Origin of the sequence: Glycomyces sp. YM15, from assembly GCF_016918015.1 — a bacterium.
Taxonomy (GTDB): domain Bacteria; phylum Actinomycetota; class Actinomycetes; order Mycobacteriales; family Micromonosporaceae; genus Glycomyces.
The window spans coordinates 1-19912 of the sequence record NZ_JAERMK010000018.1; the positions used below are offsets into that span (position 1 = coordinate 1).

The window sequence follows — 19912 nt, forward strand, 5'->3', positions numbered from 1 at the left end:
CGGTTCGCTGGGCGTGTCGCCGAGGGCGGCCTCCCACCTGACGTTGGAGCCGGAGGCGTCGGACGGGAGGCGGTCGCGTGCGGCGGTGTCGCCGTACATGGTCCACCGTGCCCAGTCGATGACGGTGGTCGGGAAGCGCTGGTCGCTCCAGAAACTGGTGTGGCTGCCGCCGACGAAGGTCATGAACGCCTTCGGCCAGTTCATCTCGTTGTACGCCTGCCGCGCCGAGGAGTAGGACGTGGTCGAGTCCCGATCGCCGTGCACGAACAGAACCTTGGCCGAGACGGTGCTCGACGGGTTGCCCATGTCGACGCAGGACTGCGGGTTGGCGGAGATGATCCGGCTGTCGGGCCAGGAGGTGAGCAGGCCGTGGGTGGTCATGCCGCCCAGGGAGTGGCCGGAGACGCCGACGCCGATGTCGGTGCGGATGCGACCGGCCAGCGGGCCGCTCGTGTTGAGCGCGAGGGTGTTGGTGATGATCTGCGAGACGTCCTTGGAAGTGTTGCCGTTGTTGACGTCGGAGAAGTTGTGATTGAAGTGCGGGGCGGGGACGATGAAGCCCGCCTCGGCCAGGCGCCTGATGATGAACAGCGAGTTCTGCGGGCTGCTGCCGTAGCCGTGGGTGAAGTTGTAGACGGGGAAGACCCCGTTGGCGACCGGGGCGTCCGTCACCGGGTTGCCGCCGATGGTCCCGGAGGCCGCCGGGTAGTAGACGTAGGTCGTGCAAGGGCGGCTGCCGCGGGTCCAGTTGTAGCGGCGCACGCCGACGGCGAACGGGTTGGCCGGTGCGGGTTCGGCGAGTGCCGGGGCTGCGCCGAACAGGGACGCGGCGCCCGCACCGACCACGCTGGCCGCGCTGAGGCCGAGGAAGGTTCGTCGTTGCATTGACATGAGTGCTCCTTCAAGGAGAGTCGTGAGGGTCGCTGGAGAAGGAATTCCGTGGGAACGTTCACAGCAGAGTTTATTGTATCGATATATGTAGATATAGTCAAGAACTTCGATATGTTGCTCTGACCTGGGATTTCGCGGACCGCGATCAAGCGCTGTCGCGGACGATCAGCTCGGTCGGCAGCACCACCGAGGTCGCCTCCTCCTCGTCCAAGAGTGCGATGAGCAGGCGCACCGTCTCTTCGGCGATCCGGTCCAGCGGCTGCCGAACGGTGGTCAGCATCGGGCTGGTGGCGGTGGCGAGCGCCGAATCGTCGAACCCGGCGACGGCCACGTCGCCCGGGACGCTGCGTCCGGCGGCGTGCAGCACCCGGAGCGCGCCCGCCGCCATGAGGTCGGAGGCGACGAAGACCGCGTCCAGTTCCGGGAAGGACTCCAGCAGCTCGCGCATCGCCCGTTCGCCGCCGGACTGCGTGTAGTCGCCGTGGACGACCATCCGCTTGGTCACCTTGCGGCCCAGGACACCGGTGAAGCCCTCCAGCCGCAAGGTCCCGCCCGGGGTGTCGAGCGGGCCGGTGATCATGCCGATCTTGCGCCGCCCCTGGTCGACCAGGTACCGCGTGGCCAGCCTGGCCCCGCCGCGGTCGTCGGCCGCCGCATACGGGATGACGCTCTCCCTCCCGAGCACCGCGCCGCAGGCCACGACCGGCACCTGCGAGCGCTCGACGGCCTCCACGAGCGGGTCGTCGGCGTGGGTCGAGATGAGCAGCGCGCCGTCGGCGTGGCCGGCGCGCAGGTAGCGCGCCACCCGGTCCCGACCGCCCGCGTCGCCCGCGATCATGAGCACCAGCGACATGTCGCGCTCGGCGAGCCGGTTCGTCGCGGCCCGCATGAGCACCGAGAAGTTCGGGTCCTCGAACAGGCGCTCCTGCGGCTCCGAGAGCACCATGACGATCGAACCGGTCCGGCTCGTCTTCAGGCTCCGCGCGGCCCGGTTCACCACGTACCCCGTCTCGGCCACCGCCCGGCGCACCGCGAGCTCGGCCGCCAGGGAGACGTTGGCCCGTCCGTTGAGGACGCGGGAGACCGTGCCGCGCGACACCCCTGAGGCCTCGGCGACATCGTTGATCGTCGGTCGTTTCGCTGGCACGTGCGTCATGCTCCCTGGTCTCCGTCGTCTGTCGCCGCGTGAGCGGGGAGGCCGCCCCGGTTCCGACGGCCTCCCCGCCCGACTCAAGCGGTCCGCACCAACCGGACCTGATCGAGGTTGATCCAGTTGCCGCCGTTCGCGACCGTGTAGAAGCCGACCTCGATCCGGCCGCTGGTCACCTGGATCCCCGAGATCGTCACCTGCGTCCACGTCGAGGTCACCGGGAGATTCGCCTGCCGCTCACCGCCGCCGTGGTTCTTGGCGTACATGCGCGCGGTGCTCTGCCCGCCGCCGTTCATGACCCAGGCGGTGAGCGTGTACGTGCCGTTCGCGACGCTCGTGCCCTGGTAGGCCGACGCGGTGTACGCGGAGCTCTTCCAGAACGTGAGCTTGCTCGAGCCCTCGTAGATGCTGCCGCGCGACTCCCTGAAGACGGCGCTGGTGTCCGCGCTGCTCGCGCCCCAGACGCTCCAGCCGGACGCCGGGCTCCCGGCGCCCTCGAAGCCGCCGTTGGTCAGCACGTTCTGGCCGGTGCCCGGATCGCCGCCGCCGGTCGTCTCGGCGAACACGTCCAGTGTGGATAGCGCGCTGCCGCTGCAGTTGAACAGACCCTGGTTGTCCCAGGAGTTGCTCTCACCGGCGAAGTCGTTGATGTACGCCATGCCGGCCTGGGTGGCCCAGGAGGTGTCGCCGAGCCACGCCGGCTCCCACCACACCAGGCCGCGTCCCCGGTCGTTCGGGACCGCCTGTACGGCGTTCCGCAGATCCCGCAGGAACTGCGTCTGGCCCGCGACCGTCGCCGGGTAGCCCGATTCCTGCGCATGCGAGGCGGTGAAGATGTTGCCGCGTCCGTCGCAGTCGGTCAGGGTGTGCCCGTAGGCGGTCTCGACGATGAGCACGTCCTTGCCGTAGCGGGCGGACACGTCGTTCATGTTGCTGCGCAACTGGCTCATGGTGCCGTGCCAGTACGGGTAGTACGACATGGCGATGATGTCGTACGGGACGCCCTGGTTGCGGGCGTTGTCGAACCAGGTCCGGTACGCGGCGTTGTTGCCGCCCCGGTCGAGGTGCAGCGCGATCTCGATGCCGCCGGCGCCCTGGTGGACGCCCTCGATGCCGGCCTTCAGCAGGCCGCCGAGCTGCGACCAGTTCGAGGTGCTGCCGGTCGGCTGCAGCATCCCGTGGGTGATCTCGTTGCCCACCTGCACGATGTCCGGGGTGGCGCCCGCGGCGGCCATCTGCGAGACGACGCTGCGCGAGTAGTCCCGCACCGCGGTGGTCAACTGGCTGTAGGACATGCTCGACCAGGCCTTGGGCTTGATCTGCTTGCCCGGGTCGGCCCAGAAGTCCGAGTAGTGGAGGTCGAGCAGGACGTCCATGCCGAGGGCCTTGGCGCGCTGCGCCATCGCGATGGTCTTCGTCAGGTCGTTGGTGCCGCCGCCGTAGGGCTGGCCCGAAGCGCTGTACGGGTTGTTCCACAGCCGCAGGCGCACCAGGTTGGCGCCGTTGTCGGCCATGATGCTGAGAGCGTCGTCCTGCACGCCGCCGTCGGAGAACGTGACCCCGGACCGCTCGACCTCGATCAGGGTACCGGGGTCGATGCCCATGTAGAAGTCGTCGCGCACGGCCTGGGCCGGGGAGGCGGTGGCGAAGGCGACGAAGCTCAATGCGGCGGCCAGAGCCACCGCGACCATTCGTCTCATGTGTCGCTCCTTTGCGATAGGGGGCGCGTGGTCGCGCCCACGGCGGCGGTGAGGAGTCGCCGCCGGGTTCGGGCGGCCTCCGAAGAGACCGAGCGGGCTCATCCCTTCTCCGCGCCGGCCATGGCCCCGGTGACCAGGTGGCGCTGCAGGACGATGTAGAGGATCGTGATGGGCAGGGCGAGCGCCACCGCGCCGGCGGCGAAGGTGGTGAAATCGTTGCTGTACTGGTCGGTGATCATCTGGAACAGTCCGAGCGCCACGGTCTGCTTGCTGTTGCTCTGCAGCAGCAGTCGCGGGAGGATGAAGTCCATCCACGGCGCCGTGAAACTGGTGATGGCCACGAACGTGAGCATCGGCCGCATGAGCGGCAGCACGATCTTGCGGAAGATCGTGAGCCGCCCGGCCCCGTCTATCGCGGCGGCCTCGTCGAGACTCGCGGGCAGGTTGTCGGTGTAGCCCTTCATGAGCCACGTGTTGTAGGGCAGAGCGGCGGCGATGCTCACCAGCGCGAGTCCGGTGAGGGAGTCCAGCAGCCCGAAGTTCAGGAAGAGCATGTACACCGCGATCGCGGTCAGGAAGCTGGGGAACATCTGGAGGATGAGGATCCCGAGCATGCTGGCCTTGCGCCCGCGGAACCTGACGCGCGCGAACACCCAGCCGCACAGGGCGGAGAGGGCGACGGACCCGACCATGTTGAGCACGGCGACGTAGAGCGAGTTGAGGTACCAGCGCCCGTAGTTCGTCTGCGTGAACAGGTGCACATAGTTGTCGAAGGTCGCGTTCTCGGGGATGGGGGTGGCGTTGGCCAGCCCCCCGCCGGGGCCGAACGAGGAGCCCACGACCCACACGAGCGGGTAGATCACGATGACCGCGACCATCAAGAGGACGAGGTGCATGAATGCGCTGGTGGCGCCGTCGCGCACGCGCTGGCGGCTCTCGATGCCCTGCCCGCGTCGGGCCGCGGAGGGGCGGCGCCCGGTCTTCGCTGGAATGGCGGCCATGGGTCAGAGCTCCCGGATCGCTTTGGTGCGGTTGAGGTTCACCACGGAGATGACGCCGACGATCATGAAGATGACCAGGCTCATCACCGCGCCGATGTTGTAGAGGCGGTTGTCGAGCGTGAGCTTGAACAGCCAGGTGACGAGCAGGTCGGTGCTCCCCGCGAAGCGGTAGTCCACATTGTCCGGACCACCTTCGGTGAGGAAGTAGATCACCCCGAAGTTGTTGAAGTTGTGCACGAACGACAGGATGATGAGCGGAGTGACCGTCCGCTGGACGATCGGCAGGGTGATGTAGCGGAACTGCTGCAGCGGTCCGGCGCCGTCGATGCGGGCGGCGTCGTAGTAGCTCTCAGGGATGTTCGCGAGGACGCCGCCGACCAGGGCCATGAAGAACGGGAACCCGAGCCACAGGTTGACCAGGAGCGCGATCGCCCGCGCCAGGTTCGGGCTGGTCGGGTCGGTGAACCAGTAGACGCGCTCGTCGGTGACGCCCATGTCGACCAGCCACTGGCTGACGGGTCCGAACTGGCCGTTGAACATCGAGCGGAACACCAGTGCCGACACGATCGCGGGCACGGCCCACGGCAGGAGGAACACCGAGCGCCACACGCGCGGGAACCGCACCCTCCTGCTCGCCAGCATCACCGCGATGAGCAGCCCCGCGGCATACGTCGTGATCGTGGCGATCACGGCCCACACCACGGTCCAGCCGAGGATCCCTCCGAACGTCGCGGCCCATGAGGGGACGGCGAAGATCGTCGCGAAGTTCTCGAAGCCGACCCAGTTGACGAGGTTCCTCGGCGGCAGGTTGTCGCGGCTGTAGTCGGTGAACGCCACGAGGATGCCGAAGAGCACCGGCAGCACCGACATGAAGACCAAGAGGACCAGACCGGGGGAGAGCGCGATGAAGGCGAAGGCGCTCTCCCACAGTCGCTTGAAGTAATCGCCCGAGGTCTCGGCGGGTCCTCCGGCGTTGAGCGCGGCCCGGTGGCGGGCCGCGTCGCGGACGCTCCAGATCCAGATGATCGCCAGGAGCGCCAGCGTCAGGAGCGCGATGAGCCCGTTGGCCATGAGGACGATCGAGTTGTCGCCTTCGGTGAGGCCCGTGAGGGTCATCTCGCGCGGCTGCGTCCCGAGCGTGAACAGTCCCCACAGGCCCCGGATGAAGAACCCGCCGTTCGCGCGCGGAGTGAACTCCATGCCGGCGTAGTAGTTGCCGGTGGCGATCTCCCAGACGACCGCGCCGGCGAAGAACGCGAAGAAGAACGCCGCCTTGCCCGCCTGGCGGTTGAGGAGCTGGCCCGCTCCCCACACCAGTGCCGAGGCGAGGCCCGGCACCGGTGCGGGGAGCCCGGGGCCCGCCCGGCCCGGCGCGCGGGGCGTGCGCGCCGGGGCCGGTGCGGGGAGTTCGGGGGTCTCAGTGGTGCTCACAGCGGTCGGTCCCTAGAGCCCGTGCAGTTCGTTGTAGCCGGTCACTGCCTTCTCCTGCGCGGCGGCGGAGTCGGACAGGCCGTCCCACACGTCGACGACCATCGTGTCGCCGACCTCCCAGAAGTACTCGGGCACCTGCGGGATGAGTTCGGCGTTGGCCGACTGCGCGACGATGCCCGCCACGTGCGGGTCGTCCGCGATGCCTTCGATGCCCGAGAGGAGGTCCTGGTTGAGTGCGGGGATCTGGCCGCTCGAGGCGTAGACGGCGGCGGCGCCGGCGTCGGAGGCCATGAAGTTCGCGAAGACGCGGGCCGCGGCCGGGTACTCGGAGTATCCGGAGACGGCGGCGACGTGCATGCCCGCGAAGGACCCGGGGGCCTCGCCGCCCGCGACTCCGGGGAGGGTGGTCACGCCGTATTCGAAGCCGTTCTCGGCGGCGCCGGTGTCGAAGAGCGAGAAGCTCCAGGGGCCGGTGATGACGTACGGGGTCTCGCCCTTGGCGAAGCCCTCTTCGATGACCTCCCAGGTGCTGTCGGCGCTGGGCACGTTGTAGATGTCGCGCAGGCCGGCGTAGTAGTCGAGCGCGGCGGTCAGCGCAGGGTCGTCGAATCCGGGCTTGTCCACGTCGCCGTCGGGGTAGACCTGCCAGCCCATGGCGGAGAGGATCGGGTAGGCGCGGTAGATCTCCATGGTGGACATGCGCATCGTCCAGCGGTTGGCGCCCGGGTCGTTGTACTCGGCGGCGAGCTCCCGGATCTCCTCCCAGGTGGCGGCGGGCTCGGGAGCGCCGGTCAGCTCCTCGAGCAGCGTGGCGTTGTAGATGAGTCCGAGCGATTCGGTGGTCACGGGGACCGCGTACATCTGGTCGTCGACGGTGACGACGCCGGTGGAGGCCTCGCTGATGCGCTCGCGCAGGACGCCGGTGTACTCGCCCAGCGGGGCGGCGGTGCCGTCGTCGATGGCGTTGGGGATCTCGTTGTAGAAGGTCATGAAGACGTCGGCGCCGGTCCCGGCTTCGCCGGCGAGGGCCATCTTGTCGACCGCGTCGTGCTTGCCGACGAGCTCGTACTCGATCTTCATGTCCGGGTACTCGTCCTCGAACTCCGCTTCGAAGGCCGCGATGACGGCTTCGGCGAGGTAGTCCTCCTCGAACCAGACCTTCAGCGGCACTTCGCCGGAGGCGATCGCCTCCTCGACGACGTACTGGCGGGCCTCGGCGTCCCATTCCAGTTCGGAGGCCTGCTCTTCCTCTGTGGGGCCGCCGCAGGCGGCCAGTCCCAACGCGGCCGCGGCCGCGACGGCGACAACTCCCTTGCCTCGCATGATGTGTCCTTGTCTCAGTTGAGGGATGCCGGCATCGGTAGGCGCCGGACTGTGAACGTTTACATCAACATAACTACATGCCTCACTGAGCACAAGACGAACATGACGTTTATGCGGCTTTTGCACCAACATTATTTCGATAAAATGATTGCAGTTCCGAAACGACGATCGCTCCCGCGGACGGTTTCGTCCGTTCGAGAGCGATTTCTGCGTGCACGTTCACATGCCTTGCGGCGGAAGGGAAGGCCGGGCGGCTGGTGCCGCCGCCCGGCCTTCGGTCAGCGGAACAGGGCCGCGGGCACGATGCCCTGGCTGCGCATCTCGTTCCGGACCAGCTGCGCGAACTGGTCGGCGCCGTAATCGGAGGTGTGCGTGTTGTCGCCCACCTCGTTCGTGAGGTAGAGCGCCTTGGAGCGCTCGGGACCGAGCTGCTCGACCATCTGCTTCGTGAGCGCGGTCATGTCGATGAGCTTCACGCCTTGTTGTTGGGCCACGTTCCGCATCTCGCGCGGCAGGTCGACGCCCAGGCCGTTGACGTGGAGCGCGGTCCCGTTGTTCAGCGTCCCGTCGCTGTTGAACGAGCGGCGGACGATCGAGGTGACGAGGACCGGGACGCCGCCTTGCGCCTCAACCCCGTCGATCAAGCGGGTGAGGTTGCTGCGGAAGGTCGAGGCGTTCGTCTGCTTGTCGTTGTGCCCGAACTGGATGAGCACCACGTCGCCCGGCCGGATGAGCGGCCGCATCGTCGGGAACAGCCTCGAGTTCGACAGGAACGACCCGGAGCTCTCCCCCGAGTCGGCGTAGTTCGCGACCGACAGTCCCTGGTGGAAGTACTGCGGGAGGTGCTGGCCCCAGCCGGCGTACGGGCGCACGGACTGGTCGCAGGCGGTGGAGTCGCCGGCGATGAACAGCTGTGGCTGCCGTGCCGGCGTGACCGTCACGCTGCTCACGCGCGGCGCCGAGCCGCCGAAGTACAGGTCGAGCCCTTGGCTGCCGGTGGATCCGGTGGGCTGGCCCTCGGGGTTGCGCACGTTGACCGTGAAGTGCCGGGTCACCTGCTGCCCCGCGGCGGTGGCCGTGGCGCCGAGCATGGTGCGCCGAGCCTCAGCCGTGATCACAGTGGATCCCGCCTGCGCTCCGCCGAGCACCACGGTGACGTCGTAGGTCCCCGGTGCCACGTTGTACCTGCAGGTGATGGGCGAGGTGCCGGTGCAGCCTTCGAGGCCGCCGCCCGGCTCGCCGTCGCCGTCGACGGGGATCAGCTGGAACTGCTGGTTCGTGCCGCCGTTGGGCGTGTACTGGCTGATGCGCGCGCCCGGGGCCGTCGAGCGCTCCCAGACGTCGAGGGCCTTGCCGGACGAGCGGCTGATGAAGGTGGCGTAGCCGCCGCTCTCCTGGACCTGCCACTGCTGGTTGGTCGAGTTCTGATCGTTGTACTGGGCGATGGTCGCGCCGTCGGCGAGGCTCTTGCCCCATACGTCGAGCACCTGACCCGAATGCCGGGCCTGGATGCGGTAGTAACCGCCGCCTGAGTCGACGAACCGGAACTGCTGGTGCTGCGCGTCGGTGCGGTGGTTCTGGACGAGCCCGGCCCCGGTCGCCGTGGAGCCGCCCTGGATCTCGAACACGAGCCCTGAGGACCGCGACTGGATCACGTACCAGGCACCGGTGTCCGGTGCGGCCGAAGCCGCCGCGGGGGAGAACACGAGGAGGGTCACGGCCACTGCCGCGGCCGCCAGTAGGGCGCCTGATCGGCGCAGCCATCGGATGGGGGAGCAGCGCATGAGCGCTCCAATCTCTTTGGGGGAGTGAGCCGGGCTCGAAGCATTTGGTGACCGCGGGGCCTGGGCGTTCCGGCACGGCGCCCGGGCCCCGCGGGGTCTCTTACGGGGTGTGGACGTCAGGCCACGCGTAGACGGTCTTCTCGCTCCCGATGTGGAAGCTCGGGTGCGGCGGCTGGTTGTACGCCGTGTTCTGCCAGGCGATGGCGACCCGGTACTGGATGTCGTGCATCAGGGTCGGGATGCGCAGGTTCGTCTGGTGCGGCGTGGCGTAGATCCGCAGCCGCGTGCTGTCACTGGTCTTCCAGACGACCTCTTCGCGCCAGTCGCCGAACAGGTCGGCCGACAGGCCCGGAGTGGACTTGGTGCCGTTGTTCGAGGTCACGCCCGATCCGTTCAGGAGCGTGCCCGACGGGTAGTTGGCGATCTGGGTGCCGTTGAGCAGTTCGCGCTCGCCGTCGCCGTCCCACCAGGACACGAAGTTGATCGAACTCGGCTTGGAGCCGATGTTCTGGCCGGAGGCGTTCTGCATCCCGCCGACGGAGGCGGACCAGTATTCGGCGCCGGGGTTGCCCGTCCAGATGTTCGCGGCCACGCCGCGGCCGTTGTCACTGCCCGGACTCGTCTGGTACAGGACCCGTCCGGTGTCGCCGTCGACCAGTCGCGACGAGGGCATGGTGGTCCACTCGCCGGGCATGAAGACCTCCTGGCCGGGATTGTCGAGCACGAAGTCGCCCACGTGCAGCGCGTCGCCGTGCTTCAGGTTGGTGTTCCACAGCGGCTGCCCGTTCGAGCCGATCGCCATGGCCCCGAAGACGACGTCCTGGCGTCCGTCGCCGTTGAGATCGGCGATGGAGAGGCTGTGCGCCCCGTTGCCCTCGTACTGCGAACCGGCCTGGTTCGAGTCGAAGGTCCACCGGGTGGTGAGGTCGGTGCCGTTCCAGTCGACGGCCCAGATCACCGAGCGCGTGTAGTAGCCGCGGGAGAAGATCATCGACGGGGTCGCCCCGTCCAGGTAGGCCGTCCCGGCGAGGAACCGGTCGACCCGGTTGCCGTAGTTGTCGCCCCACGAGGACACGTTGCCGCGCGGCGGGTTGTAGTTGATCGTGTCCATCGCCGCGCCGGTCTGGCCGTTGAAGACCGTCAGGAACTCGGGGCCGGACAGGATGTAGCCGCTGGAGTTGCGGTAGTCCGCACTGGAGGAGCCGATGACCGTGCCGACGCCGTCCCGGGTGCCGTCAGCGGTCTTCATGGCGATCTCGGCTTTGCCGTCCGAGTCGTAGTCGTAGACCTGGAACTGGGTGTAGTGCGCGCCCGAGCGGATGTTGCGGCCCAGGTCGATGCGCCACAGACGCTGCCCGTCGAGCTTGTACGCGTCGATGATGGTGTTGCCGGTGTACCCCGACTGCGCGTTGTCCTTGGCGTTGGTCGGGTACCACTTGACGATGAGCTCGTAGGTGCCGTCGCCGTCGAGGTCGGCGGTGCTGAGGTCGTTGGCCTCGTAGGTGAACGAGCCCGACGGGGTCGATCCGCCCGCGGGCTTCTGGATCGGGACGTCGAAGTAGCCGCTGGAGTTGAAGGCGACCTCGGTGCCCGCCGCCGCGCCCTCGCTGCCGTCGACGACCGTGCGCACGGTGTACTGCGAGCTCGACGAGCCGCCGGTGTCGAGGTAGTTCGACGCGCCGGTGAGCGGCGAGCCGTTCAGCCTGGTGCCGTCGCGGTAGACGTTGAACGCCACATTGGACGGGTCGGTGCCGAGCAGCCGCCACGAGACCAGCCGGCCCGAGCCGGAGGGCACCACGGTGACACCGCGGGTCAGCTCCTCCACTTCGTATCGGCCGTCGCCGGTCTGGGGCGGGTCGCCGTCGGTGATCTCGACGTAGTCGATGTTCGCCAGGCCCGATGCGGTCGTGGCGACCAGGCGGACCGTGTTGCTCCCGGCGTTGACCGGGATCGTGACGGTCTTGGTCGACCAGGTGTTCCAGGCGCCGGTCGCGCTGAAGGCACTCGCCGTCTGCACCGCGGCGCCGTTGACGAGGATGTCGGCCGAGCGGGTGTCGGTGGCGCCGTTGGCGTACCGGATCGCCAGCGTCGCGGTGCCCGCGCCGGCGGCGTCGACGGTGAACTGGTTCGCCGAGCCGACCGCGTTGGTCGAGTTGCAGAACCCGGTCCCGGAGTGGCCGGCGTGGTTCGAGTCGATCGTGCCGTCGCAGGTGGCCGGGGCGCTCTCGGCCTCGTAGCGGACGGTGGCGGCGTCGGCGGTGTTCAGCGTGATCATCGTCGCCGCCGCGGCGACGAGACCGATCACCGCCGCTGCGGGTGCTCGCAGGCGTCTGGCCCGTCGAGTAGTTGCCTTGTGCATGTTCGCTCCGTGAGTGCTGAATGGCGTGAGGGTCGGGAGGCCTGCGCTCGGGCGCCTGCACGGCGTCCGCGCGCGGTTCGATTTATATCGAGAGATTGGATTGTATCGATATTTGAACCGTTTCAGAGTAGCGGCGAATCCGCCGCCGCGCAAGCAGATCCGCTTCCGCAGGTAGAAGGCGGTTCCAGTGCTGGTCGAGGGACTGAATACGCTTGCGGCCCAATGAGATCAGGGCGAGGAATCGAAACCAGAGTGACTGCGGTGCACCAATGCGCCGGTGAAACGATAAAATGCCGTACGTCTGCCGCTCCTCGCCGACACGGCGATCGGTTGCAGGCCGATAGACTCGTACCCCAGGGCCCGCCGCGGACACCCCTGCCCCCTCGGCACCGCGACGCCCGGCCCCGGAACCGACGGAGTGGAGTACTGGTGCGGCGCAGGACAGTCACCATGAGCGACGTGGCGCGCCTCGCGGGCGTCTCCACCATGACCGTCTCGAACGTCGTCAACAACCGCGTCAGAGTCAGCGACGCCGCCCGCGAACGCGTGCTCGAGGCCATCCGCGAGTCCGGCTACCAGGTCAACCTGACCGCCCGCAGCCTCAGATCCGGACGCACCGGTGTGCTCGGCGTGGCCGTGCCCCAGGTCGGCAACCCCTACTACGGGATGCTCGGCTCCCTCCTCATCGAGGAGGCCCGCCGGCACGGCTACGAGGTCACGATCGGCCAGACCGGCGCGCTCGCCGACGGCGAGGCCGCCGCGGTCGCGCAGTCGCGCTGGCTGCAACTCGACGGGCTCTTCCTCTCGGCGGTCGAACTCGACCCCGAGCTGCCGCTGCTGTCGGCGGTGGGCTTCCCGATCGTCATGTTCGGCGAGCAGGGCGGCGGCGGCCGGTTCGACCACATCATGCTCCCGAACGAGGTCGGTACCGCCGCGGCCACGGCGCACCTGATCGACCGGGGCTGCGAACGGATCGCGGTCGTGACGGGGTCGAGCCTCGACCGCCTGAACATGGTCACGCGGCGCTACAACGGCTATCGTTCCGCGCTCGAGGACCGTGGCCTGCGACCCGATCCGGAGCTGCGGTTCGTGCTCGACTCGCTCTCGTGGGAGGGCGCGCGCGACGCGGGACGCCGCATCGCGGCCTCCGGTCTCGGCGTCGACGGGGTCGTGGTGTTCAGTGACTCGGTCGCGGTCGGCGTGCTGCGCGGGCTGCGGGACGGGGGCGTCTCGGTCCCCGAGGACGTGCGCGTGATCGGCTTCGACGACGTTCCCGTCGCCGAGCAGTTCATCCCCTCGCTCTCGACGGTCGCCCCCGACCACGGGTGGATCGCCGCCAAGGCCATCGAGCTCATCCTCGCCCGCATCGACGACCCGGCCGTCCCGCCCCGCCAGTTCACCGCGCCCTTCGAACTGCGACTCCGCGAGTCCACCGCCTAGGCGCTCATTCAGGTGCCGCGTACGAGCGCGCCTGCAGCCGCCACAGGTCCGCGTAGACGCCGCCCGCGGCGACCAGTTCACGGTGCGGTCCGAGTTCGATGAGCTTGCCCTCGTCCAGGACCGCGATCGCGTCGGCGTGGACCACGCCTTGGAGCCGGTGCGAGATGAGCACGGTCGAGGCGGATCCCGCGCGGGCGCGCAGCGTGTCGAACAGCAGCGCCTCGGCGCGGGCGTCGAGCGCGGCCGAGGGCTCGTCGGCGACGAGCAGTCCGCCGTGGTCGCGGTAGAGGCCGCGCGCCGAGGACAGCCGCTGCCACTGGCCGCCGCTGAGGTCGGTGCCGCCGCGGAACTCGGTGTCCAGCAGTTGGTTCCAGCCGTGCTCGAAGCCCTCGATCATGTCGAGCGCGCCCGCGTCCCGTGCGGCGGCGACGAGCCGTTCGCGGTCGACCGGCGCGTTCGACCGTCCGAGCCGCACCGAGAGTTCCGCGGTGAACGGCCACCGCTGCACCTGCTGGGCGATCACGGCGACGTGGCCGCGCCACCGGGCGGGGTCGATGCGGGTGACGTCGACGCCGTCCCACAGGATCCGCCCCGAAGTGGGCGTGTAGAGACCGGCGAGCAGCTTCGCGACCGTCGTCTTCCCCGAGCCGTTCTCGCCCACGAGCGCCAGGGTCCGGCCGCGTTCGATCACGAGGTTCACGTCGGTGACCGCATCGGTGTCCTTGCCCGGGTAGCGGAACGAGACGTCGACCAGTTCGATCGACTCGGGCACCGGGAGCGGGCCCGAACCGGTCGGCGCGGGATCGGCGAGGTGCGGTTGCGCGGCGATCCGCTCGGCCGCGATCGCGTCGAACTCGTGCCGGTCGGCGGCATAGAGGCCGTCCTCGTAGACGGTGTTCACGGCGACGAGGAGGTTCTCCATCCCGGCCCGGCCCTGGCCGATCGCCACGACCGCGGCGGCGGCGACGGCGAGCGGCACGGTTCCGGCCGCGAGCATCCACAGGAGCACCCCGTACACGGCGGCCACGGCGATGCCCGCGACGACCTGGCCGGTCGCGCGCGTGAGCGTCTGCGAGCGGATCACCTCGAAGTCCGCCCGCGTCTCCTGATCGACCATGACCTGGTGCTGGCCGCGCAGCCACGGGCCCGCCTCGTGGTAGCGCTGGTCGTCGGCCGTCCAGCGGTTGTCCATGAGCCACTCCACCATCCACAGTCGACGGCGACGCGACACCCGTGAGCGGTTCGAGACGTACATGAGGCGCGCCGAGCGGACGGCCGCCCAGCCCGTGGGGAGCGCCGCCGCGAACAGCAACGGGATCAGCACCGGCTCGATGACCGCGAGCGCGGCCGCGACCGCGGCCACGGTGACCGCCGCAGTCACCAGGTCGACGACGTCGCCGACGAGATCGACGACGGCCCGCGAGCCGCGGTCCTTCGCGGCCTTCAGCCGATCGGCGAACGTGTCGTCGTCGAACGCCGAGCGCGGCACCTCGGTGATGAGGCGGTAGAACTCGCGTTCAGTCCGGTTGAGCACGAGCGGGTTCAGCCGCTGCTGCGCGAACCCGGCGCCGATGCCCAGACCCGCCCGGGCCGCCGTCGCGCCCACCAGCAGGCCCAGCGCGGGGCCCGCGGCGGCGAGAACGCGTTCCCAGGTGGGCGATGCCGCGAACAGGGTCGCGGTCGCGTCCGAGACCGCCAGGAGCGCGGTGGTGGTCGCGACCCCGGCGATCACGTTGAGTCCGATCGCCGCGAGCGTCCAGCCCTTCGAAGCGGCCCAGGCGGTCCGCAGCGCTTGCGCGACGAGACCGGGCAGCTGCCGAGCCATGCGCCAGAACGACGCCGTCTCGGCGTCCTCCGCATGGCGGTACCAGGCGATGTCCTCCAGCTCGGGAAGCGCCGCAACGGCGGTCGCCGCCCCGCTCCCGTCCTTTCGCCGCTGGCGCGGCATCAACCGCGCCAACCAGCCTGTTCCGCTTCGCATCCGACCTCCCGCGACCCGACGTCGGGGCCCATCATCCCGGTCGGCACCGACATTCGGGGTCCCCGGAGCGCCTGCGCGCCAGTCGGGTTCGCGACAACGTCAGGGGGGCGCCTCAGCCCCTTACCGCGGCAGGAGGGCGCGGACCTGGCCGCCGATCTCCTCGATGATCTCCTCGACGCCGCGGTCGATGTTGAGGGCGGCGGCCATGCTGAGGAACATGACCGCGGAGACGACGCGGGCGAGCGTCGGCGCGGTGCCGGGTTCGACGCGCGGGTCGCGTGCGAGCGCGGCGGCGATCGCCTCCTCGGTCTGGTCGGCGAGGGCGAGGGCGGCGCGGCGGCCCGGCTCCTCGGGGTCGCCGAAGACCATCTCCCGCAGGTAGGTCCGGCCGTTGTCGATCTGCTTGCGGTTGCATTCCACGACCGGGCGGACCACGGCCATGACCGCGTCGAGCGTGTCCGAGGCGGCCTCGGCGGCGGCCCTGCCCTGCTCGAGGGCGTCGGCGTACGAGGAGTTCTGGGCGAGCAGCAGCAGGTCGCCCTTGGTCTTGGCGTAGAGGAACAGCGTGCCGGTGCCGACGTCGGCCCGCTCGGCGACCTGCTGGGTGGTGACCTCGTCGACGCCGTGCTCGGCGAACAGCTCGCGTGCGGCGGCGGTGATGCGGTCGAGCTTCTCCCGCTTGTTCCGCTCACGCCGTCCGACCCGCTGCGGGGCGTCGGACATGTCCTCTCCTTCGCGATCGTTGCCGACCATGCCCGCCTGCGGGCATGGTCGCGGTGGTGTGGGCGCGGCGGCGCCATCGAGCATTCTTCCACGACCGCGGATAACCGCAGATAGTGCGGAAGGACCCTGCCGTCCTGCACATAGGTGAGCGTCTCGGCGACGTCGTAGGCGTGGACGGCGGAGGCGAACACGGCGAGCCCGGCCGACGCGCGCGCGAGCGCGCCACCCGGGTAGAACGCCCCGCGTGCCGAGGCATCGGCGCAGCCCCCGAGCAGCGAGGCGTGGAAGCGCGCTTCGACCGGGTTGTCGTGCGCGACGTTCGGTGTGTTCCAGAGCCGCTCGTTCCACGGCATGAACACCTGGCTGCGCAGCTCCGACAGTTCGCCGGTGCGCGCGAGCGCGGGCACGAGCGATTCGCTGAGGTGCCTGCGGAACCTGCCGGTGCTCACGCCCTTGCGCCGCTGGAGGTAGACCAGGGCCCGGGCCCCGGGCCGCTCGCCGGGCGCGGCGACGTCGTACCAGCGGGCCGAGTTCGGCGGCCCCGCGTACAGCAGCGTGCGGCGGAAGACGTTGACCTCGTCCGCGTAGGCGAGCTTCGTCTGCTTCCGGCCCGCGATCGGCGAGAGCACCGACGCCATGGTGACCTCGGCGAGCCCGTCGATCCGGCGGTCGGGCGGGACGGCCGTCTCGACGCCGTCGGTGGCGGGCCACCGCCCTGGGTTCGCCTCGGCCAGGTGGATCTGGCGGTACTCCTCGAATCCCGGTGTGGCGCTGATGATCCCCGAGTGCGGGCCCTTCCAGTAGTCCATACTCTCTCGGCGCGGCCGGTCGGCGCGGACCCACAGCGGGATCGACGACACGAACGGCTTCTTGGTGTAGCGCAGTGCGTGCGGCATCGCCCTGCCTCCTATCGGTCTTCGCCGAGGAACCGCACGACGACGGGGGTGAACTCCTCGTGGTGCTGGAAGATCCCGCCGTGACCGGAGTCCGCGTAGATGGCCAGCTCGGAGCCCTTGATGCGCCGGTGCAGGTCCTCGGAGAGGACGGTGGGCACCATGCGGTCGTTGTCGCCGTTGGCGATCAGGGTCGGCTGCGTGAAGGCCGACAGGTCGTCGGGCGCGCCGCGCCCCCATTTCTTGATGGCCTTGAGCTGCTTCTGGAACCCCTTCAGCGGCATGGGCGCGTCGCGGTCCTCCGTGCGCTCCTCGAGGCGCTTGACGAACGCCTTCGCGGCGGGCTTGCCGGTGGCGTCGCGGTTGAAGAACAGGAACTCCTTCGGGTCCGAACGCGTCAGCGCCGCCCGCAGGATGTCGTAGTAGGTGACGCCGGCGACTTTGTCGATGTCCTTGCCGCCCTTCGGGCCCGTGCCGGTGAGGACGAGCTTGCGCACGAGCGCGGGCCGTTTGACCACGAGCGCCTGGGCGACCATGCCGCCGAGCGAGAACGAGAAGACGTCGATCCGTTCGTGGCCCAGCGCGTCGATGAACGCCAGGGCGTCGTCGGCCATCGCCTCGATGCTGTCCGGCACCGTGCCGGTGGAGGCGCCGACGCCGGGCTGGTCGAAGGTGATCACGTGGCGGTGCCGGGCGATCGGGTCGACGATGCGCGGGTCCCAGTTGTCGAGGGTCGCGGCGAGGTGGACGAAGAAGACGACCGGGACGCCGCCCTTCGGGCCCAGCTCGCGGTAGGCGTAGCCGACGCCGCCGGCCGAGACGGTGCGGGTCGGCGCTTGGGCGTACGACGTGATGACGGGTTCGGTGCGGTCTCGCGTGTTCATGATGTCCCCCTAGGCCTCGACACTTTGCCGAGTGAACTCAATTATGAGTGGACTCAGCAAATCTGTCAAGCGAAGGTATCGATCAGGTTGCAGATCACACAGGAGTCGTCAGGTCTTTGAAAGTTCCGGTCTCGCTCCGGCCTGGGTCGACTTGGATAAGGCTTGCCTAGGGCGGGGCATTCAACGGAGAACCGGTGAATCGGCGCTCAAGACGGGCTTTCCGGGAAAGCGGGCGGTGAACGCCGGAATTGTTGTCGCTGCCTGGGCAAATCCCGGCTGGATTCGTGTGTTTGGGGCCGTTCCTCCGCATTGCCTCCCGACCCCCGATCCTCACTCTACGTGTCGCATGGGTCACGAAAAGAGATTCATTGACATCACTGCTTGTTCTCACTAAGCTCTGGAAGTTATCGGAAATAGCCCCGAAAGTTTCGATCGTTGCGGCAGTGGATCCCTCGCTCGCCGGAAATGGACCGAGGGGCGGTTTTTTGGGCAATCCCTCAAGGAGGAGAGACATGTCAGGTGTGTTCGGGCGGACGCCCATCGGAGCCACCCGTCGCGGAGTCATCGGATTCTCGCTCGCCGCTTCAGGCATGGCCGCGCTCGCGGCGTGCAGTGACGACGGCGGCGGCGAACTGGACGTCGAGGCCCAGTCGAAGGGCGCGATGGAGGACTTCGCGGCGGACACCCAGTTCACGGCCACGGAGCCGTTCACCCTCTCCGTGCTGTGGACGGACTGGCCCGACCTTCCCATCACCGACAAGTGGCAGTTCTTCAAGGAGATCGAGAAGCGCACCAACGTCAAGCTCGAGGTCACGAACATCCCGTTCAGCGACGCGACGGAGAAGCGCAGTCTCCTGATCAGCGCGGGCGACGCCCCCACGGTCATCCCGCTGGTCTACACCGGTGAGGAGAACTCGTTCGTCTCATCGGGCGCGATCCTGCCGATGAGCGACTATGTCGAGCACATGCCCAACTTCCAGAAGTACGTGGAGGAGTGGGACCTGGGCGAGATGATCGACAACCTGAAGCAGGCCGACGGCAAGTACTACATGCTGCCGGGCCTCCAGGAGGTGTCGGTGCCCGTGTTCACCCTCGTCATCCGCAAGGACGTCTTCGAGTCCGTCGCCGGCGGCATCCCCCAGACCTGGGACGAGATGCGGGCGGCGCTGGTCAAGATCAAGGCCGAGTACCCCGACTCCAAGCCCCTCGCGGACGGGTTCGAGGGCGCCTCGATGCTGAACTACGCCGCCCACGCCTTCGGCGCGCAGGCCGGCTGGGGCTTCGGCAGCGGCATGATCGACGACGGCTCCGGCAGTCTCGTGTACACCGCCGCGACCGAGGGCTACAAGCAGATGGTCGAGTTCTTCCACGGCCTCGTCGAGGACGGCCTCCTCGACACCGACTCCATGACCGCGGCGAACGACGGCAGCGGCGGCGGCAGCGTGACCGAGAAGGTCGCGGCCAACCTCGTGTTCGCCGCCTCCGGCTCCGCCGGCACCGCCATCGAGTTCGCGACGGCCCTCAACGAGACCGTCGGCGAAGGCAACTACGAGATCCTGCAGATCGCCCCGCCCGGCGGCCCGGCCGGCCAGATCTGCGAGCCGCGCAACTTCTGGAACGGCTTCATGCTGAACTCGGAGATCCAGGACTCCGAGAACTTCATCGCCATCCTGCAGTTCCTCGACTGGCTGTACTACAACCAGGAGGCCCGTGAGCTGCTCCGCTGGGGCGTGCTCGACGAGACCTACACGAAGGACGCCTCCGGCAAGATCACCCTCAAGCCGGAGTACCGCCTCGACGCCTACGGCATCAACCCCGGCGCGCCCACCGACATCCAGAAGGACCTCGGCTGGTCGAACTCCGTGTTCGCCGACTCGACCGAGTCCCGGATGCTCAAGGAGTCCTACAACTCGCCCACGTTCGTGGAGTACATCGACTCCGTGCTCTCCACCCGCACGCCGCGCGACCCGAACCCGCCGGCCCCGCTCGAGGAGATGGAACTGGAGCAGGCCTCGCTCCAGGCCACCCCGCTCAAGGACACTGTGGACACCGCCACGTTGCAGTTCATCATGGGCGACCGCGACCTCTCCGAATGGGACGCCTACGTCGGCGAGCTCGAGGCCCAGGGCCTCCAGACCTACGTCGACCTCATGAACACCGCCCGTCAGCGCTTCGAGGAGGAGAACTCCTAGTCCGCCTGCCGGGGCCGACGTGGCCCCGGCGCGGACGGGAGGGAGTGCTTATGTCCCTCACACAAGACGAGCAGTCCCCGCGGGCCGAGGCCCGGGGGGGGGGGGGGGGGGGCCGCCCGCCCCCCCCCCCCCCCCCCCCGCCCCCCCCCGGGCGGGGCCC

At 69.0% G+C, this 19912-nt stretch carries 13 protein-coding genes; 2 read left to right on the forward strand and 11 right to left on the reverse strand.

What is annotated here, in order from left to right:
* The 8 genes from JHY01_RS18835 to JHY01_RS18870 all read right to left on the reverse strand — a co-directional run.
* Positions 1–885, reverse strand: an 885-nt coding sequence (locus JHY01_RS18835; RefSeq protein ID WP_205327219.1) for a hypothetical protein, incomplete at its 3' end; no start/stop codon positions are given.
* A gap of 151 nt (positions 886–1036) precedes the next feature.
* Positions 1037–2047: a LacI family DNA-binding transcriptional regulator gene (locus JHY01_RS18840; RefSeq protein ID WP_205327220.1), complete on the reverse strand. Its 1011-nt coding sequence runs from the start codon at positions 2045–2047 to the stop codon at positions 1037–1039.
* A gap of 74 nt (positions 2048–2121) precedes the next feature.
* Positions 2122–3741, reverse strand: coding sequence for a glycosyl hydrolase 53 family protein (locus JHY01_RS18845; protein ID WP_205327221.1), 1620 nt, complete (start codon positions 3739–3741; stop codon positions 2122–2124).
* Positions 3742–3839: 98 nt separating this feature from the next.
* Positions 3840–4742, reverse strand: coding sequence for a sugar ABC transporter permease (locus tag JHY01_RS18850; protein WP_205327222.1), 903 nt, complete (start codon positions 4740–4742; stop codon positions 3840–3842).
* A 3-nt stretch (positions 4743–4745) separates the two neighbouring features.
* Positions 4746–6173, reverse strand: a complete 1428-nt coding sequence (locus tag JHY01_RS27850) for a carbohydrate ABC transporter permease (RefSeq protein WP_205327223.1) — start codon at positions 6171–6173, stop codon at positions 4746–4748.
* 12 nt (positions 6174–6185) lie between these two features.
* Positions 6186–7496: an extracellular solute-binding protein gene (locus JHY01_RS18860; protein WP_205327224.1), complete on the reverse strand. Its 1311-nt coding sequence runs from the start codon at positions 7494–7496 to the stop codon at positions 6186–6188.
* A gap of 278 nt (positions 7497–7774) precedes the next feature.
* Positions 7775–9280 (reverse strand): RICIN domain-containing protein, encoded by a 1506-nt coding sequence (locus JHY01_RS18865; protein ID WP_205327225.1) that lies wholly within the window; start codon positions 9278–9280, stop codon positions 7775–7777.
* A gap of 100 nt (positions 9281–9380) precedes the next feature.
* The gene (locus JHY01_RS18870) at positions 9381–11639 is read right to left on the reverse strand and encodes a carbohydrate-binding protein (RefSeq protein WP_205327226.1); all 2259 of its coding nucleotides are present in this window, start codon (positions 11637–11639) and stop codon (positions 9381–9383) included.
* A gap of 450 nt (positions 11640–12089) precedes the next feature.
* Between JHY01_RS18870 and JHY01_RS18875 the strand changes: the two genes are divergently transcribed.
* Positions 12090–13079 (forward strand): LacI family DNA-binding transcriptional regulator, encoded by a 990-nt coding sequence (locus JHY01_RS18875; RefSeq protein WP_205327227.1) that lies wholly within the window; start codon positions 12090–12092, stop codon positions 13077–13079.
* Positions 13080–13083: 4 nt separating this feature from the next.
* On the opposite strand, the gene JHY01_RS18880 is transcribed toward JHY01_RS18875, so the two are convergent.
* The 3 genes from JHY01_RS18880 to JHY01_RS18890 form a co-directional block, all read right to left on the reverse strand.
* The gene (locus JHY01_RS18880) at positions 13084–15060 is read right to left on the reverse strand and encodes an ATP-binding cassette domain-containing protein (RefSeq protein WP_205327228.1); all 1977 of its coding nucleotides are present in this window, start codon (positions 15058–15060) and stop codon (positions 13084–13086) included.
* A 120-nt stretch (positions 15061–15180) separates the two neighbouring features.
* Positions 15181–15783: a TetR/AcrR family transcriptional regulator gene (locus tag JHY01_RS18885; protein WP_205327229.1), complete on the reverse strand. Its 603-nt coding sequence runs from the start codon at positions 15781–15783 to the stop codon at positions 15181–15183.
* A 907-nt stretch (positions 15784–16690) separates the two neighbouring features.
* A complete protein-coding gene (locus JHY01_RS18890; protein WP_205327230.1) occupies positions 16691–17560 on the reverse strand; it encodes an alpha/beta fold hydrolase in 870 nt (289 codons plus the stop codon).
* Between the two features lie 512 nt (positions 17561–18072).
* Between JHY01_RS18890 and JHY01_RS18895 the strand changes: the two genes are divergently transcribed.
* The gene (locus JHY01_RS18895) at positions 18073–19752 is read left to right on the forward strand and encodes an extracellular solute-binding protein (RefSeq protein WP_205327231.1); all 1680 of its coding nucleotides are present in this window, start codon (positions 18073–18075) and stop codon (positions 19750–19752) included.
* The last annotated feature ends 160 nt before the right edge of the window (positions 19753–19912 follow it).

What these genes read in the sequence shown, in the direction of transcription:
- JHY01_RS18865 (WP_205327225.1), bottom strand. Translation starts at nt 9,280, where the DNA reads ATGCGCTGCTCCCCCATCCGATGGCTGCGCCGATCAGGCGCCCTACTG.
- JHY01_RS18875 (WP_205327227.1), top strand. Translation starts at nt 12,090, where the DNA reads ATGAGCGACGTGGCGCGCCTCGCGGGCGTCTCCACCATGACCGTCTCG.
- JHY01_RS18885 (WP_205327229.1), bottom strand. Translation starts at nt 15,783, where the DNA reads ATGTCCGACGCCCCGCAGCGGGTCGGACGGCGTGAGCGGAACAAGCGG.
- JHY01_RS18895 (WP_205327231.1), top strand. Translation starts at nt 18,073, where the DNA reads ATGTCAGGTGTGTTCGGGCGGACGCCCATCGGAGCCACCCGTCGCGGA.
- JHY01_RS18845 (WP_205327221.1), bottom strand. Translation starts at nt 3,741, where the DNA reads ATGAGACGAATGGTCGCGGTGGCTCTGGCCGCCGCATTGAGCTTCGTC.
- JHY01_RS18840 (WP_205327220.1), bottom strand. Translation starts at nt 2,047, where the DNA reads ATGACGCACGTGCCAGCGAAACGACCGACGATCAACGATGTCGCCGAG.
- JHY01_RS18870 (WP_205327226.1), bottom strand. Translation starts at nt 11,639, where the DNA reads ATGCACAAGGCAACTACTCGACGGGCCAGACGCCTGCGAGCACCCGCA.
- JHY01_RS18880 (WP_205327228.1), bottom strand. Translation starts at nt 15,060, where the DNA reads ATGCGAAGCGGAACAGGCTGGTTGGCGCGGTTGATGCCGCGCCAGCGG.
- JHY01_RS18860 (WP_205327224.1), bottom strand. Translation starts at nt 7,496, where the DNA reads ATGCGAGGCAAGGGAGTTGTCGCCGTCGCGGCCGCGGCCGCGTTGGGA.
- JHY01_RS18850 (WP_205327222.1), bottom strand. Translation starts at nt 4,742, where the DNA reads ATGGCCGCCATTCCAGCGAAGACCGGGCGCCGCCCCTCCGCGGCCCGA.
- JHY01_RS18890 (WP_205327230.1), bottom strand. Translation starts at nt 17,560, where the DNA reads ATGAACACGCGAGACCGCACCGAACCCGTCATCACGTCGTACGCCCAA.